Below are 16,050 nucleotides of genomic sequence, written 5' to 3'. Positions count from 1 at the left end.
GTCATCGTCATCGCCGTCTCAGGTTTCAGGTTGCGCAACCCAAACCTGCTCCGAAGATCGACAGTGACCGCCAGCCTCGCACACCGCGTCGCTGGCCGCCTCCGACACCATGGGCTGCGGCACTATCTCGAAGCCTGCGCGATCGCCCACAACTGGGCTCGTCAACTATTGGAGGTTCGCCATGATTTACGCCTAATCCCTTCAGGCTATGTCAAACCCTTCGTGCGCCGTGGCGCGAAGAATGATGCCACGGATACGGCTGCCATTTGCGAAGCTGTGACCCGTCCCAGCATGCGCTTTGCCCCGATCAAATCGAAAGAAGATCAGGCATTTCCGATGCTGCACCGAGCCCGAGGGCTTCTGGTTCGGCAGCGAACAATGGCGGCTTGTGCGTTCCAGGCGAATCTGGCCGAGCACGGGGTTGTCGTCGCGCAGGGCAGGCACCGGGTCGATGCGCTAGTCGCGAAGCTGGACGAGATACGAGAAAACCTGCCGGAAGATGTCTGCTTTGCCTTGGATACTTTCATGGGCCAAATGGAGGCCCTGAACCGGCATATCGAGAGGATCGATGCCCGGCCGGGCCGGATCCATCAAACCAACTCGATCTGTCGCGTGCTTGCGACCATACCGGGGATCGGACCGATTGCAGCGACAGCATTTGCCGTCACCATCCCGGACCCGTCCGTCTTCCGCTCCCCGCACCGCATTTCCCTGTTTGCAGGGAATTTGGCGTATTCTGGGCCTATTCTGGCGATTTCAGCCCTGATAATGTTGTTTTTTCAATGGTTTGTGAGATGACTCCCTTCGCGGGATAACACGGAACTGCTATTGCCTGATCAGGGTAACCGCCGGGGTCGAACAGGGAAGCGATGTGAGCGTACAGGGAATGCACGCTTGGCGGTTGCGCGTGACGGTCACGATCGGCGTCTTAGCGATGTGCAGCGCGCCCGCATACTTGCCGAAGACGCCCGACCTGGCCCAGCGTCTTTGAAGCGGCAAGGAGCTACTGCCATGGCCAGCGTGAGCTCTGACTTAAGCGAGCATTCTTGCGTTCGCAGGATCGTAGAACGGAGCGAGGCTGATCTCCGCAGAGATTTTCCGCCCTTCAACCAAGACAGAGTACTGGCCGTCCATGAGTGCCTGCCTGCCGGAGAGTTCCGTTGGCGGATATAGAAGGCAAAGGCCAACCGCTGCCCCTTGAGCATTGGACCATGCCCCGGCCGTTACATAACCCGCAACGCTGCCGTTCCGTACGACCGGTTCATTGTGATGCAGCATGGGCGCCGGGTCCGCCAGCTTGATGAAGCACAGGAACGGCCCCTCGTTGGCGGCTTTGCGATCAAGATAGGCGTCACGACCGACAAACGTGGTTCCTTTGTTCGGCTTGCAGGCGAAGCCAAGACCCATCTGGTGCGGCGCGTCGCTGTAGGCCATATCGTGGCCCCAGTGGAGGAAGCCCTTTTCGATGCGAAGCGCATTTAGCGCCTCGCCCCCGGCAAGCCGAAGCCCGAAACTCTGGCCCGCCTCCATCAATACGTCGAAGACATGTTCGGCGAAATCGGGGGTGACGAAAACCTCCCAGCCCAACTCGCCCGTGTAGGACAGCCGCTGGGCGAAGACCGGTGCGTGGCCGATGTGGAAATGTTGCAGGCTGTTGAAGGGGAAGGCCGCGTTCGAGACGTCGGTATCGGCGACCGCCGCCAGCAGATCGCGCGATTTCGGCCCGGCGATGGAGAGCACGCCATAGGCCGCCGTGGCGTCGCGCAGGCGCACCTCCTCGCCCGGACGCAGCGCGTCGCGCAAATGCAGGTAGTCGCGCCGTGTGCTCGAGATCGAACTCATCACCATGAAGGCGTCTTTGGCGTGGCGCGCTACGGTCACATCACTTTCAATCCCGCCCCGTTCGTTCAGCATCAGTGTGTAGGCGACGCGGCCCACGGGCAGCGCCATGTCATTGGTGCAGACGCGTTGCAGGAAGGCCTCGGCATCCTTGCCCTCGACCATCAGCTTGCCCAGCATTGAATAGTCGAACAACGCCACCGCCTCGCGCGCGGCCTTCTGTTCGGCCTGCGCATGGGGGAACCAGCTGGGGCGGCCAAAGCTGTAGTCGTATTGCGGCGCCACACCCTTGGGCGCGAACCAGCCGGGGCGCTCCCATCCCTGCACCTCGGCATAGCAGGCGCCGCGGGCCTTCATCGCGTGATAGAACGGCGTCCGGCGCAGATTACGCACGCTCTCACGCTGACGTCCCGGCCAGTGCATCGCATAGGTCAGCACCAGCGTTTCGGCGCAGCGTTCGCGCAGATAGGGATCGCGGGTCTGGAACTCTTCGCAGCGCTTGGGGTCCATCTCGCTGAGATCCATCGGCGGGTGGCCCCTCATGATCCACTGTGCCAGCGCCCGGCCCGCACCGGAGCCTGACTGGATGCCGGTGGAGTTCACCCCAGCCAGGATGTAATAGCCCTTGACGTCCGGCGCCTCGCCCAGCGTGAAGCGACCATCGTGGGAATAGCTTTCCGGCCCGTTGAAGAAAGTGCGGATGCCGACATCCTGCAGGACAGGCACCCGGTTCATCGCCAGTTCCAGCACATCCATCACATCCTCCTCGACGAACGGAAGGCTGTCGAAACAGAACGATTCGGGAATGCCGTCCATACCCCAGGCCTTGGGGTGGAAATGCGCGAAGCCGAAGAGGAGCTTACCTGCATCCTCCTTCCAGTAGGTTCCGTCGCAATAGGAGCGCAGGACCGGCAGGTCGCTTGGAAGATCGGCAATCGGTTCGGTGACGAGGTAATAGTGTTCACAGGCATGAAGCGGTACGCCCACACCGTTCTGGCGGCCCAGCTCGCGCGCCCACATGCCGCCGCAGTTCACCACGACGTCGGCGGTGATGCGGCCCTGTTCGGTCTGCACAGCCCGCACCCGACCACCTTCGACCTCGACCGCCTCGACCTTGACATGCTCAAATATCTGCGCGCCATGCATGCGCGTGCCCTTGGCCAGCGCATTCGTCAAGTCAATCGGGTTGGCCGATCCGTCACTGGGCATGTAGATGCCGCCCAAGACGCCTTCGGGGTTCATTAGCGGCCAGCGTTCCGCGATCTCGGGCGTGCTCAAATAGCTTGCCTCGATCCCGAAGAGCGAGGCGAAATCGGCCTTCCGCTTCAGTTCGGCCAGCCGCTCGTCATTGATCGCGACCGAGATGGAGCCCGAGCGCCGATAGCCCGGGTTCTGGCCCGTCTGGGCCTCGATCTCCTCCAATAGTTCGACCCCGTATTTTGCGAAGGCGGTCGTTGCATGGCTGCCCTGCAACTGCCCGACCAGCCCGGCCGCATGCCATGTGGTGCCGCAGGTCAGCTGCTTGCGTTCCAGCAGCACGATATCCTTCCAGCCTTCCTTCGCCAGATGGTAGGCGACGGAGCAGCCATGGATGCCACCGCCGATGATGACAACTTGGGCATGGCTGGGGATGGGCTTCGACATGGGTGAACCTCCTGCCGCGTCGGGTGATTTCAGTGGTGGAAAAGTCGGCCCGCACCTTCGGGCCGGTCCTCTAGCCCGGCGAGCCGCATCAAATGCCAGGCCGTGGCCTGATTGCTTGAGATCACCGGCTTGCCGAGCTGTGCCTCGGCTTCGGCAATCACGGGCAGAACCCTGAGGCTGGTGCAGGAAACGAAGACCGCTTCGCAGGCCTCGCGCTGGCCGACCGCAAGGATGGCGTCAAGGATGCTGTCCGAACTGATCCGAGCGACGGTAAAGTCATCGGATTGGTTGAACGAGGCCACTGCACGGGTTTCGAATCCTGCAGCAGCCAGGTTTTGTTGCATCTCTGATGTAACGGACGGCGCATAGGGCGTGACGAGCGCGAAGCGCCCCACATCTAGGGCAGCAAGCGCGGCCTTGCAGGCGGTCAGCGGGTTGGTGGTCTTCGCACCGGGATGGATCTGGCGGATGATCTCATCCACCCGGTCTTCGCCGATCATGGTTGCGCCTGAAGTGCAGCAATAGCCGATGACGTCGAAGTCGAACGCGCTGGGCAGCAGCGCGGCTGCCACCGGCAGATCCTGCTCCATTGCGCGGAGCGTCTCGGGCGTCACTTCCATCGCGTTGGGGATGCGCGAGTGGTAGAGCGCCACACCGTCCTGGCGCAGGAGGGTCGAGAATTCGTACTCGGCGGTCTGGTCGCTTTGCAGGATGATCACCCCGATCCGGGCGCGCGATCCGAGGCCCGAATCCACCTTGAAGGTCAGGTCTTCAATCTGCGCGTCGCTCAACATCGGCGGACATCCTTCGGATCGATTCGAGTCTGGTATATACCAGGTATGCCTTGGCGTCCATTGCTGAGCATAGTAAGAATACGAAAGCTTCTCAGGGTGCCCATGAACCGATCACGAAAAGACGCTGCTCTCCCGCGCTTTCGCCAGATGGTTGAAAGCATCCGGAGTGACATTGTCGCGGGCATACTGTCGGAACACGCTGCGTTGCCGTCCGAACGCGCGATGGCCGAGCAATATGGCGTCAGTCGGATGACTGCGCGCCGGGCGCTGGAAGCGATCGAGGCCCAGGGGTTGGCCTATAGCGAAGACCGCAGGGGGCGTTTCGTCTCGCCCAGGCGGGTCCGCTACGACATCAGCGAGCGCGTCAGCTTCGCCGCAGACGCGCGCGCCTCCGGCACCGATCTCGAAATAACGGTCCTGCGCAAACGTTCGATCCGAGCGGATGGCGCGCTCTCGGCAGAGCTTTCGGTCCCGATGGGGGAGGAACTGCACGAATATACACGTTTGTTTCGTATCAACGGCCACCCGATCCTGATCGAGACGGAGTTCGTCGTCGCGAGTAGATGCCCGGACCTTTTGGACCATGACTTGCGGCAGTCGACAACCCAGGTGCTGGAGCAGCAGTACGGCATCGCGGCGCACACCGGAGACGTGGTCATCCGAATGTGCCCGATCCAGCCGGACGAGGCGGCGATGCTGGGGCTGCCACCGTATCAGGCCGGGATAGAACTGGTGCAGACTATTCGCGATGATGCCGGGCAGGCCTTCTGCCTCGGCCGACAGATATGGCGTGGAGAACTGGCAGAGTTTTCCGCCCGCGCTATCGTGAACCGGTGAGCGGGTGTGTCTGTCATGATATCGAGCGATGATCATTGCTCAGGATTTTGAAATAGTGTTGTGAAAAGCTCCTGTGCCGACGTTTTTGATCGCGGAAAAGAGAGTTTTCGACGCCAATAGTCGCCTCGACGCTCTAGTCTCGGAATGGCGATCCGAAGGAGAGTCGTATGGGCAATCATCATCAAGAACTGGTCGCGCTCAGGCACGCCTTTCACCGCGATCCTGAACTGGGCTTTCAAGAACAGCGCACCAAGGCGAGGGTCGCGGCGCATCTGCGCGGGCTTGGCATCGAAGTGCATGAAGGTGTGGGCATCGTCGGCATTCTCAAGGCCGGGCCCGGCAACCACGCCATCGGTCTGAGGGCCGACATGGATGCGTTGCCGATAACCGAGAAGAGCGACCATGACTATGTCTCGGAAAGCCCGGGCGTCATGCATGCCTGCGGCCACGACGGTCATATGACCATGCTGCTCGGCGCGGCGGAACTACTGGCCCGGGACAAGAATTTCGACGGCACGGTCGTGTTCCTCTTCCAGCCGAACGAGGAGCACGGGCTGGGCGCGCGCGCAATGATCGACGAAGGCGTGTTGGAAAGATTCCCGGTCGAAGAGGTCTATGCGATCCACAACCTGCCGGGCGCGCCCGTCGGGCAGATCTCAACCCGGCCCGGCCAGATCTGCGCGTCCGAAAGCCTGTTTGAAATCGCGGTCAAGGGCAAGGGTGGCCACGCCTCCATGCCGCATGTCGGTGTGGAGGCGATCACGGTGGCGGCCGAGTTGGTGCTGGCATTGCAGACCATCGTCTCGCGCAAGCTGGCGCCGGGTGCCGGCGCTGTCGTGTCGGTGACGGAATTTTTGACCGATGGACAACGCAACGTGCTGCCCGGTCATGCGACGCTCAAAGGGGACGTGCGCGCCCGCCTGCCCGAGGACCGGCAGACCGTAGAACGCTTCATGCGCCAGATCGTGGCCGGCATTGCCGCGACCCATGGCGTCAGCGCGACAATGAGTTTCAAGACGGAGTTCATTGAGACGATCAACGCCCCCGGGCCGGTCGAGGCGGTCATCCGCGCCGCGAGGGCGGCGGGGCTGGAAACCGATGGCAACCGCCCGCCGATGAGCTTTTCCGAGGATTTCGCCCATTTCTCTGCCGCCGTGCCCGGCTGTTTCCTTCTCATGGGGAACGGCACAGAAGGACCGCACGGCCAGCCGCTTCACGCCGCCGATTACGATTTCAACGACGCGCTCCTGCCCATCGGTGCCGCCTTCTGGGCGGCGCTTGTCAGGGACCGTCTTCCTGCCCGAAAGGACTGACCGATGACTGATCTTCTGCCCCCCGCCCGCCTTGCCCATGTCGCGGCGGCCCGCAAGACCGGAGACGCCGCGCTCCGGGTTCTGAGCCCCGGGGGTTTTGCCACGGCTCAGGCCGAGATCATGGCATGGGACGGCTATATGCCAACGCCGCTCGTCTCGCTCAGGGCGCTGGCGCAACGGATCGGCGTGGCTGCCGTCCTGTATAAACACGAAGGGCCGCGTTTCGGGCTGGGCAGTTTCAAGGCGCTCGGCGGGTCCTACGCCGCCCTGCGCGTGCTCCAGCGCGAGATATCGAAGCGTCTCGGTCAAGACGTCAGCCTCGCCGACATCCGCGCGGGCAAGTACCGCGACGCCGCCGCGCAGATCACGCTTGTTTCAGCGACCGACGGCAATCACGGTCGCTCGCTGGCCTGGGGATGCCAGCGTTTTGGCGCGCCCTGCCGCATTTACATTCATGCCGAGGTCAGCGAGGGTCGTGCCGCGGCGATGCGCGATTTTGGCGCCGAGGTGATCCGGATCGCCGGCGACTATGACGATTCGGTCGATTTGGCCAAGGCCGAGGCGGACGCAAACGGCTGGTTCGTCGTCTCCGATACATCCTGGCCCGGCTATTCCCAACCGCCGCGAGACGTGATGGCGGGTTATGGCGTGATGACGCGCGAGATCTGCGAGGCGCTGGACGAGGCGCCCACTCATGTCTTCCTGCAAGGCGGCGTCGGCGGTCTTGCGGCGGGTGTCGCCGCCGGTCTGCGCCAGCACTGGGGCGACAAAGCGCCGCGTGTGGTGATCGTCGAGCCGGAACTGGCCGCCTGTCTCTATGAAAGCGCCAAGGCCGGAGCCCCCACCTCAGTGGTGATCGAGGAAGAAACCCTCATGGCTGGCCTGTCCTGCGGCGAGCCCTCGCCACTTGCATGGGAGATTCTGGCCGAGGAGGCGTCCGACTTCGTGACCATCCCCGAAAGCGTCGTCGCGCCCACCGTGCGGCTTCTCGCGCGGCCGCTGCCGGGCGACCCGGCCATCGAGGCTGGCGAAAGTGCCGTCGCGGGCCTTGCCGCGTTGATCGCGGCGCGGGCCGATACGGGCCTTTCGTCGAAGCTCGGGCTCGATGCGCAGTCCCGCGTGCTGCTGATCGGATCGGAAGGTGTGACCGATCCGGCGATCTTCCGGATGATCATGGAGGGACGCGATGCGGCCTGACGCCCCCCAACGCGGTTTCCACGAGGCGGAGTTTGCCGCCCGGACGGCAAAGGCGCAGGCACGGATGGCAGAGGCAGGGCTCGCCGGGCTCCTTTTGATGACGGAACCGGAGGTGCGCTATTTCTCGGGCTTTCAGACCTTGTTCTGGCAAAGCCCGACGCGGCCATGGTTTCTGTTTGTCCCTGCTGCCGGCAAGCCGATCGCGGTGATCCCCGAGATTGGCGCCGTCCTGATGCGGCGTTCGTGGCTGGATGATGTCCGCACCTGGAGCGCCCCGCAGCCCGGCGATGACGGTATCAGCCTTCTGACCGATCTCCTCGCGCCGCTCGCGAAGGCGGGTGAGACGATCGGGCTGATGAAGGGGCACGAAACCTCGCTCCGGATGCCCCTTGGCGACTGGGAACGCCTGATGGCCAACCTGCCGGGGCTGGGGATCGCAGACGCAACCCGACTCGTACAGGGCCTGCGCATGGTAAAATCCCCCGCCGAGATCGAAAAGCTGCGCTACATCTGCGAGATCGGATCGGCCACATTCGACCGGGTGCCAGAGGTCATTGCTGAAGGCATGCCGCTCGAGGAGGTCTTCCGCACCTTCCGCCGCGAAGCGCTGGCTCAGGGGGCGGATGACGCGCCCTATGTGGTCGGCGCGTCCGAGCCCGGCGGTTATAGCGATGTCATCTCGCCCCCCTCGCGGCGACCGCTGCAGGCGGGCGATGTACTGATGCTTGACACAGGCTGCAGCTGGGATGGCTATTTCTGTGACTTCGACCGCAACTGGGCCGTCGGCAAGGCCGACGACCTGGCACGCCGGGCGCATGACACGCTTTGGCGTGCGACCGAGGCTGGGCTAGCGGCGGCGAAACCTGGCAATAGCTGCGCCGATCTCTTTCGCGCCATGTCTGCAGTGATCGCCGAGATGTACAAGTCGGGCGGTGACATCGGGCGGCTCGGTCATGGGCTCGGCACTCAGCTGACCGAACAACCTTCACATGCTGCTTTTGACGAAACGGTGCTCGAAGCCGGCATGGTGCTGACGCTGGAACCTTCGCTGTCCTACGGGGCCGGTCTGATGATGGTCCATGAGGAAAACATCGTGATACGATCAGGCGGGGCAGAACTTCTCACCACGCGCGCGCCGCAGGAACTGCCCGTCATCGGCGGATGACACCTGACTGCAAAATCCCCGGTGGCAGATGCTGCCGGGGTACGAAACAAACCTAGGTGGTCAGCCCCGGCATCCGGTGGATCGGGTGGAGCGTGAATCGATCCGGCTCTGAGGTCCAGATCTTGCAGATGTATTCGCAGGGCGTGAGACCGTTGCGGGTCTTGAAGCGCCTGACGAAGTTGTAGGCGGCCATGAAATCTGCCAGGTGCGTCCGCAACTGGTCGTGGCTGTCGCAATGGAAGCGTTTGATGTTCAGCGACGAAACGCCCCCCCCGGATCGTTTCCTGATCCGCTTCACTTTCCTTGATCGCGCGGTTCATCCGCTCGACCTGGCCCCTCAAACTCCACGGATGGTAGGGCTTTGTCGAGCGTTTCAAAGGCACCGTGCTGGACGTGTTCTTCCGGCTGAAGATGCGCGAGAACCTCTACGAAAGCGTCGAGGCGCTGCAGGCCGATCTCGACGCCTGGCTCGCCCATTACAACACCGAACGGCCGCATCTCTGATGCCGAAACATTGCGCGGCGGCCGCTGGAAACCCTCATGTCTTTCGTCAGCCAAGAAGGTTAAGTGAACACCTAGAGGATGTCGAGCGACACCTTCACGCGATCCATTACGATCGAGGAGGTAAAGCGGCTGACATTGGATTCGTCAAAGAAATACTCTTGGGTGAACGCCTCGTATTCCTTGATGTCCTTGACCACCAAGATCACGATGAAATCGGCTTCGCCGGTTGTGTAATAACATTGCTGTACGGCGGGTGCATTGCGCATCTTCCGTTTGAACGCATCGAGGTGCATCCGGCTTTCCCGCTCCAGCATGACCTCGACAATGACCGTCAATTCGCGCCCGAGTTTGGTGGGTGATAGAACAGCGATTTCCTTCTCGATCACCCCGGTTTCGCGCAGGCGCTTGAGCCGTTTCTGAACGGCCGGCGTCGACAGCCCGATCGACGAACCCAGCGATTCGGCCGTCAGACGGGCATCGGACTGCACCAAGCGAAGGATTTCATAGTCTTTTTCGTCCATAGCTGCATTTCGATCATTCGACCGGGTAAGCGCAACCCTTTTTATCGTATTTCGCGGGAATTTGACGAAAAGCCTCCCGTCAAGTGGATAAGCTCTCATGTGGGAGATCAGTGGGGAAGGCTGAATGGCTGAAGCGGTCAGAACTTGGGGCTGCTGCATTTGCTTCGTCTGGGTTTTCCGCATCCGGTATCTGCATCACTAGGGAGGAAAGCATGACATCCAAATTGACCACGGCACTCTTCATTGCCGGAGGTTTGCTCGCGTCCAGCGCGCTTTCGGCCAATGCCGGCCCGCTGACCGACCGGATCGCCGCGGGCGAGCCGATCCGCATCGGCTTCTCGAATATTCCGATTTGGGGGTATCCGGACGAGAAGGGGGACCCCAAGGGTTTCGTGAACGAAATCGCGCTCGGTATTCTTGCCAAGATGGGTTACACCGACGTCGAAACCTCCGTCACCGATTGGGGCGGCCTTATCCCTGGGCTTCAGGCGAACCGCTACGACCTCATCACTGGCGGGCTATACATCCTCGGCAGCCGTTGTGAGAACATCAACTTCTCCGAACCGATCATAGTCACGGGCGATGCGTTCTTGGTGTCTGCCGGGAATCCGAAAAATCTTAACAATTATAAGGATGTCCTCGCGCAGAGCGATACCATTCTGGCGATGTACGCAGGCTCCAACACAGTTGAAGCTGCGCGGAAAGAAGGCCTTGATGACGCCCAGATCATGCAGTTGCCCGGGCCGGCAGAGGTACTTGCAGCGATGAAATCTGGACGCGCAGATGCTGCGGCACTGACGTATTTTGAAGCAGTGGACTTTGCCGCGCAGTCTGACGGGAAGTTCGAAATCACCGATCCCAACGCGCTGCCTGACTGGACCAAGAACTGGGTCGGGGTCGGCTTCCGGTTCGAGGACGAGGACTTCATGAAGGAGTTCAACGCAGCGCTGGCCGGATATGTCGGCTCGGAAGAGATGCTTGCGGCGGTTCAGGAATACGGCGTTACTGAAGTAAACGTACCGCAAGGCGAGGCCACAGAGTGGGTCTGCGCCAACCGCTGATCAATCGCGGCGACGCCCGACGGGGTGTCGTCGCGACCCTCAAGACGTTTGCAACAGAATGCACCCATGAGCACATTCGACTTTCTTGTCCTCTACTGGCCGCGATTGCTGTCCGGGACAGGCATTACCATCGCCCAGTTCTTGCTCGCGGCCGTTCTGGGCGTCGCAGTATCACTGTGCATGGGCCTTTTGAAGCTGTCTCACAATCCGGTTTTGCGCGGCGCAGCGGTCACATATATTGAAGTATTCCGCGGCACGTCCCTCGTTGTCCAACTTTACTGGATATTCTTCGTACTGCCGCTCTTTGGCCTGTCGATCGAGAAATTCACCGCGGGTTATGTGGCGGTTGGTTTGAATATCGGTGCTTATGGCGCCGAACTGGTGCGAGGCGGTATCCTGTCGGTCCCGAAGGGCCAGTGGGAGGCCGCGCTTGCGATCAACATGAGCCCGGCAAAGCGGATGCGCCGCATCATCCTGCCGCAGGCTCTGGTGAACATGCTGCCGCCCTGGGGCAACCTGATGATCGAGCTTCTGAAGGGCACGGCACTCGTTTCACTCATCTCGGTTGCGGACCTGATGTTCGAGGCGCGGCAGATCAATGCGTCCACCTACTTGTCGGCACAGACCTTTGGCGTCGCGCTGATCATCTACTACATCCTCTCCCGGTTCATGGTGACGCCCTTCATGCGATGGCTGGAGCGCCATATGGCGCGCAAACTGGGGAAGGCCTGATACATGTTCGACTGGAAATGGGACTTCACCTGGGAAGTTCTTCCGCGCCTCATCCACGCGACCGGCAATACGCTGATCGCAGCGCTGGCGGGATATGCAATCGCGGTCGTCCTTGGCCTCGGGCTGGCGCTGGCGCAGCGTACGCCGTACCGGCCGGTGACACTAATCGTGCGGGAATTCGTCGAGTTCATCCGCTCCACCCCGCTGATCCTGCAGATCTTCTTCGTCTTCTATGTCGGCCCGCAGTTCGGCATCCGCCTCAGCCCCTGGGCCTCGGGCATGATCGCGATTGGTCTGCACTATTCCTGCTACCTATCCGAAGTCTATCGTGGCGGGATCGAAAGCGTGGCCAAGGGGCAGTGGGAGGCCGCGACCGCGCTCAACATGACCACGACGCAGAAATACCGGCGCGTGATCATCCCGCAGGCCATTCCCCCGGCGCTGGCCGGCATGGGCAACTACCTTGTCGGCATCTTCAAGGATACGCCGATGCTATCGGTGATCGGGGTCGCCGAGCTTATCCACGCCGCCAATGCCATCGGCTCGGAAAACTACCGCTATCTGGAGCCCTACACGTTGGTGGGCATCATCTTCCTCGCGGTTTCGCTTCCGGCGGCTGGCCTGATCCGGCTGTTCGAAAGCTATGTCCGCCGTAAACTGGGACTATGACAATGAACGACGTATCGGCTTTTCCGCTCGAAATCTCCGGCTCGCCGGCGCCGATGGTGAGTTTTCGCAAGGTGACGAAATCCTACGGCGCACTGACGGTTCTAGATGAACTCGATCTCGACATCGCGGCGGGCGAGATGGTGTCGATCATTGGCCCCTCGGGCTCCGGAAAGACGACCGTGCTTCGCATGCTGATGACGCTGGAACAGATCAACGGTGGCGTGATCTATGTCGATGGCCAACCGCTGACCCATATGCCGAAAAACGGCATGTTGGTCCCGGCCAGCCAGAAGCATCTGCGCAAAAGACGCGCCGATATCGGCATGTGCTTTCAGCACTTCAACCTTTTCCCGCATATGACCGCGCTTGAGAACTGCATGGAAGGGCCTGTGCAGGTACTCGGCCTATCGAAGACAGAAGCGCGGGAACGTTCCGAAGAGCTGCTGGAAATGGTCGGCATGATCGGCAAGAAGGATCAGCATCCTTCACGCCTTTCGGGTGGCCAGCAGCAGCGTGTGGCGATTGCGCGGGCGCTGGCCATGCGCCCGAAGGTCATGTTGTTTGACGAGGTGACGTCAGCTTTGGACCCCGAGGTGATCGGCGAGGTCACGAACGTCATCCGCAAACTCGTCAGCGAACACAACCTGACCATGCTGATGGTTACCCACCAGATGGGCTTTGCCCGCGACATCTCTGACCGCGTCTGTTTCTTCTATGGCGGAAAGATCGAGGAACAGGGTCCGCCTGCCGAACTCTTCGGCAATCCGAAGAAAGAGCGGACGCAGCAGTTCCTGAGCGCGGTGAAGGAAGCCATCTGACGCCTTTACGCCTCAAATGCGGATACCCACCTCGCCCAGTAATGCGCGGGTTCGATCGCGCATACTGCCCATGCGCCAGATCACGAAATAGCTGCGCCCGGTCCAGAGCTGGTAATCCTCCAGGGCAACGAGGCGACCGGCTTCGATTTCGAATTGAAGCACGGCGGGGCAGCCCAGCGCCACACCCTTGCCTCGCAGGGCGGTGTCGAGCGCGCTGCCGTAAGACCGAAGGTTGACTTTTGGGGCAGCCGCAATCTCGGTATTGCCCGTCAGTTCGGCAAAGTCGCCCCAGTTGATCCATTTCGGTGTCAGTTTATCGAAATCGAGAAGCATGGCATCCTCGAATCCGCGCATCGACGTGGCCAGAGAAGGCGCTGCGACAGGCAGCCAGATCTCTTCGAACAGCGACGTCCCATCCCAACCTGTGGGAATATCGGACCCGTAAAAGAATATGGCGTCGACCTCGAGCGTGAACAGGTCAGCATCCTTGTCCGATGCGGTCAGCGTCACCGGCACCGCGTTCGATCCAAGCAGGTATTCGTTGATGCGCGGGGTCAGCCAATACTGCGCCACGGCGACATTCGCGGCCAGAGAAAGACGTTCGCCCGCCGGTGCCCGTCGGATCTGCTGCAAGCCGGAACTCAGGTAATCCAAAGCCTCAGTCGCGTTTGCGGCAAGCATTTTCCCGTTGCGTGACAGGGTGATATTGCGCCCTCTGCGATGCACCAGCGTCAGGCCCAGCCACTCTTCCAGCACCTTCACCCGCTTGCTGACCGCCGCTTGGCTGACATTCAGTTCTTCGGCGGCCCGGGTGAAGTTGCCATGCCGGGCGACCGCCTCGAAAAACAGGAGGTAGTCGAGCGGAGGCAGGGAGCGGCGAAAGTTTTTCATAACGCCTGGTTATCATAAATCCGCAACAGATGTCACTTTGGAAATCACCGGGGCGGACCTAGGCTGAGGTATTACTTCGACCCTTCTGCCGTGCGATGCAAAGGGCCGGACTCGCGAGGGGATGCCAAATGTTCACCGAAAGACTGTCCCGTTTTCAGACCCGCCTGGCGCAGGCCGGCATCGATGTTGCGCTGATCACGGATGACGATAACGTCTACTACCTGACCGGTTACTACGACTATCTGCACATGGAATTCGGCCGCCCGACGATTCTTGTCGTGCCGAAGGATGGCCCTTCGCTTCTGATCACCCCGACGATCGACCTGAACTCAGCCAAAGCGGCGGCACGGGTGGACCGGATCGCGCCTTGGAATGACGGCATGGGCAAGGAATGGCGCGAGGAACTGCCTGGTGCCGTCAAGGGCGCGGTCAGGGTCGGGATCGAGCCCGGCCATATGCCGCCACTCGTCCGTGCCTATGTGGACGAACTCGTCGGCGCGGAACGGCTCACCAGCGTTACCCCGATCCTGAACGACATGCGGATGATCAAGTCGGCCGAGGAACTGCAACTCGCGCGTCACGCCGGGCAGGTTGCGACCGCGATGATGGCGGCGGGGCGCGCGGCGATCGCCGATGGCGTGCCGGAATTCGAGGTGGCGATCGCCACCTCGCAAGCCGGTACCCGCAAGGCAGCCGAACTCCTGGCGGCGCATTACGACGATGCCGACATGTCGCCCAACACGCATTTCTTGCAGATCATGGCTTCGGGCAGTGACATCATCAAGACCCACCACCGCGCCTCGACCCGCATCATGCGACGGGGCGAGCCGGTCTTCCTCTGCTTTTGCGGCATGACCAATTTCCACCGATTCAAGCTGGGTTTCGACCGCACCTTCTGGATCGGCAATGCGCCCGCCGATGAGGTCGCGGTCTATGAGGTGGCGCTGGCCAGCCAGAAGGCCGCTTTGGACGCGCTTCGTCCCGGTGTCACCGCCGAGAGCGTCCATGCAGCCTATGCCGAGGTCATTCAGGGTGCGGGTTTCGAGTATCCGTTCCGTTGCGGCCGGGCGACCGGCTTCAGCTTCCTGGAAGCGCCGCAGCTTGTCACCGGCGACAAGACCGTGATCCAACCAGGTATGGTGCTGGCGGTCGACGGCTCGGTCTCGGTCGACACATTCCGTGCGCAGGTCGGCGACAGTTTCATCATCACCGACAGCGGCTGGGAGCCGCTGACAAGTCATCCCAAATCCGTTGAGGAGGTCATTCTCTGATGTTCCAGCCCGGTCAGATCATCACGTCCAAGCCCCGCACGCCCGAGATGGATGCGGGCCGCTTCCATCGCGCCAAGCTTGGTTTCATCCTCATGTCCACCGACCCTTCAGCAGAGGGTGATTTTTGGGACATGGCGCCGGAAGGCGTTGCCGTCTACGTCACGCGGCTGAAAACCGACGACCATACGACGACCGAAACCCTCGCCAGGCATATCGAGCATATGGCCGACGCCGCCTCGCGCATCCAGCCCGAGGCGAGGCCGGATGTGGTCAGCTACAGCTGCACCTCGGGTTCCATCGTGATCGGCGAAGACCGGGTCATGGCCGAGATTAAGAAGGGCGCACCCTGGGCGCAGCCGATGTGCCTTGTGCAGGGGGTGCTCGACGCACTGAACGAGTTGGGCGTCAAGAAACTGGTGGTCGGCACACCCTATCTCGACGACATCAACACCGCCGAGGCCGAGTTCCTGGTCGAGCGCGGTTTTGAGGTCCTTGATATTCAGGGGCTCAATATCGCCAGCGGCTGGGACATGGGACTTGTCACGCCCGAATACTGGAAGAAGTTCGCGCTGGAGATCGACCGGCCCGATGCCGATGCGATCTTTCTCAGTTGCGGTGGCGTGCGGTCGCTTCCCGCGGTGGCCGAGATCGAGCGGATCACCGGCAAGCCGGTGATCACCTCGAACCAGGCGCAGTTCTGGTCCTGTCTGCGCCGCGCGGGTATCATGGATCAACTGGAGGGCTTCGGCGAGATCTTCAGGCATCCCGGCAAGCATCTGCGCAAGACCTGCTGA

Annotated in this window: 15 protein-coding genes and 2 pseudogenes; 12 read left to right on the top strand and 5 right to left on the bottom strand. The window is 61.6% G+C overall.

Annotated elements, in window-relative coordinates:
* A partial coding sequence (locus OE647_RS07510; RefSeq protein ID WP_263721096.1) for an IS110 family RNA-guided transposase occupies nucleotides 1-798 on the top strand: 798 nt, incomplete at its 5' end.
* A gap of 234 nt (nucleotides 799-1,032) precedes the next feature.
* Here the strand turns inward: OE647_RS07510 and OE647_RS07505 are convergent.
* Nucleotides 1,033-3,483, bottom strand: coding sequence for a GcvT family protein (locus tag OE647_RS07505; RefSeq protein WP_263721095.1), 2,451 nt, complete (start codon nucleotides 3,481-3,483; stop codon nucleotides 1,033-1,035).
* Nucleotides 3,484-3,512: 29 nt separating this feature from the next.
* Complete coding sequence (locus OE647_RS07500) at nucleotides 3,513-4,277, bottom strand: maleate cis-trans isomerase family protein (RefSeq protein ID WP_263721094.1); 765 nt, start codon at nucleotides 4,275-4,277, stop codon at nucleotides 3,513-3,515.
* Between the two features lie 102 nt (nucleotides 4,278-4,379).
* Between OE647_RS07500 and OE647_RS07495 the strand changes: the two genes are divergently transcribed.
* The 4 genes from OE647_RS07495 (at nucleotide 4,380) to OE647_RS07480 (ending at nucleotide 8,789) form a co-directional block, all read left to right on the top strand.
* Entirely contained in the window at nucleotides 4,380-5,114 is a 735-nt protein-coding gene (locus tag OE647_RS07495) for a GntR family transcriptional regulator (RefSeq protein WP_263721106.1), read from the top strand.
* Nucleotides 5,115-5,281: 167 nt separating this feature from the next.
* A complete protein-coding gene (locus OE647_RS07490) occupies nucleotides 5,282-6,427 on the top strand; it encodes an amidohydrolase (protein WP_263721093.1) in 1,146 nt (381 codons plus the stop codon).
* A 3-nt stretch (nucleotides 6,428-6,430) separates the two neighbouring features.
* Nucleotides 6,431-7,624 (top strand): diaminopropionate ammonia-lyase, encoded by a 1,194-nt coding sequence (locus OE647_RS07485; protein ID WP_263721092.1) that lies wholly within the window; start codon nucleotides 6,431-6,433, stop codon nucleotides 7,622-7,624.
* Entirely contained in the window at nucleotides 7,614-8,789 is a 1,176-nt protein-coding gene (locus tag OE647_RS07480; RefSeq protein WP_263721091.1) for a M24 family metallopeptidase, read from the top strand. The genes OE647_RS07485 and OE647_RS07480 overlap by 11 nt, the downstream gene beginning before the upstream one ends.
* 52 nt (nucleotides 8,790-8,841) lie before the next feature.
* Here OE647_RS07480 and OE647_RS07475 read toward each other — a convergent pair.
* A pseudogene (locus OE647_RS07475) lies at nucleotides 8,842-9,160 on the bottom strand (IS3 family transposase); the annotation flags it as partial.
* On the opposite strand from OE647_RS07475, the pseudogene OE647_RS07470 reads away from it, so the two are divergent.
* A pseudogene (locus tag OE647_RS07470) lies at nucleotides 9,147-9,356 on the top strand (integrase core domain-containing protein); the annotation flags it as partial. The pseudogenes OE647_RS07475 and OE647_RS07470 sit on opposite strands and share 14 nt — an antisense overlap.
* Before the next feature lie 8 nt (nucleotides 9,357-9,364).
* Here OE647_RS07470 and OE647_RS07465 read toward each other — a convergent pair.
* A complete protein-coding gene (locus tag OE647_RS07465) occupies nucleotides 9,365-9,814 on the bottom strand; it encodes an Lrp/AsnC family transcriptional regulator (protein WP_263721090.1) in 450 nt (149 codons plus the stop codon).
* A 212-nt stretch (nucleotides 9,815-10,026) separates the two neighbouring features.
* Between OE647_RS07465 and OE647_RS07460 the strand changes: the two genes are divergently transcribed.
* From OE647_RS07460 to ehuA, 4 genes are all read left to right on the top strand, one after another.
* Nucleotides 10,027-10,875: a transporter substrate-binding domain-containing protein gene (locus tag OE647_RS07460; protein ID WP_263721089.1), complete on the top strand. Its 849-nt coding sequence runs from the start codon at nucleotides 10,027-10,029 to the stop codon at nucleotides 10,873-10,875.
* A gap of 66 nt (nucleotides 10,876-10,941) precedes the next feature.
* The gene (ehuC, locus tag OE647_RS07455) at nucleotides 10,942-11,607 is read left to right on the top strand and encodes an ectoine/hydroxyectoine ABC transporter permease subunit EhuC (RefSeq protein ID WP_263721088.1); all 666 of its coding nucleotides are present in this window, start codon (nucleotides 10,942-10,944) and stop codon (nucleotides 11,605-11,607) included.
* Between the two features lie 3 nt (nucleotides 11,608-11,610).
* Entirely contained in the window at nucleotides 11,611-12,276 is a 666-nt protein-coding gene (gene ehuD / locus OE647_RS07450; protein WP_263721087.1) for an ectoine/hydroxyectoine ABC transporter permease subunit EhuD, read from the top strand.
* Nucleotides 12,277-12,278: 2 nt separating this feature from the next.
* Nucleotides 12,279-13,094 (top strand): ectoine/hydroxyectoine ABC transporter ATP-binding protein EhuA, encoded by an 816-nt coding sequence (ehuA, locus tag OE647_RS07445; protein ID WP_318527938.1) that lies wholly within the window; start codon nucleotides 12,279-12,281, stop codon nucleotides 13,092-13,094.
* Nucleotides 13,095-13,106: 12 nt separating this feature from the next.
* On the opposite strand, the gene OE647_RS07440 is transcribed toward ehuA, so the two are convergent.
* Nucleotides 13,107-13,985: a LysR family transcriptional regulator gene (locus OE647_RS07440; RefSeq protein WP_263721086.1), complete on the bottom strand. Its 879-nt coding sequence runs from the start codon at nucleotides 13,983-13,985 to the stop codon at nucleotides 13,107-13,109.
* Between the two features lie 128 nt (nucleotides 13,986-14,113).
* Between OE647_RS07440 and OE647_RS07435 the strand changes: the two genes are divergently transcribed.
* On the top strand, nucleotides 14,114-15,256 hold the full coding sequence (locus OE647_RS07435; protein WP_263721085.1) for a M24 family metallopeptidase: 1,143 nt from the start codon (nucleotides 14,114-14,116) through the stop codon (nucleotides 15,254-15,256).
* Nucleotides 15,256-16,050, top strand: coding sequence for a maleate cis-trans isomerase family protein (locus OE647_RS07430; protein WP_263721084.1), 795 nt, complete (start codon nucleotides 15,256-15,258; stop codon nucleotides 16,048-16,050). The genes OE647_RS07435 and OE647_RS07430 overlap by 1 nt, the downstream gene beginning before the upstream one ends.

It is taken from the genome of Albidovulum sediminicola (genome assembly GCF_025751575.1).
In the GTDB taxonomy this organism is placed as follows: domain Bacteria; phylum Pseudomonadota; class Alphaproteobacteria; order Rhodobacterales; family Rhodobacteraceae; genus Albidovulum; species Albidovulum sediminicola.
Note: the sequence above shows the minus strand (reverse complement) of the source record. Positions and strands in the feature narration are given on the sequence as shown.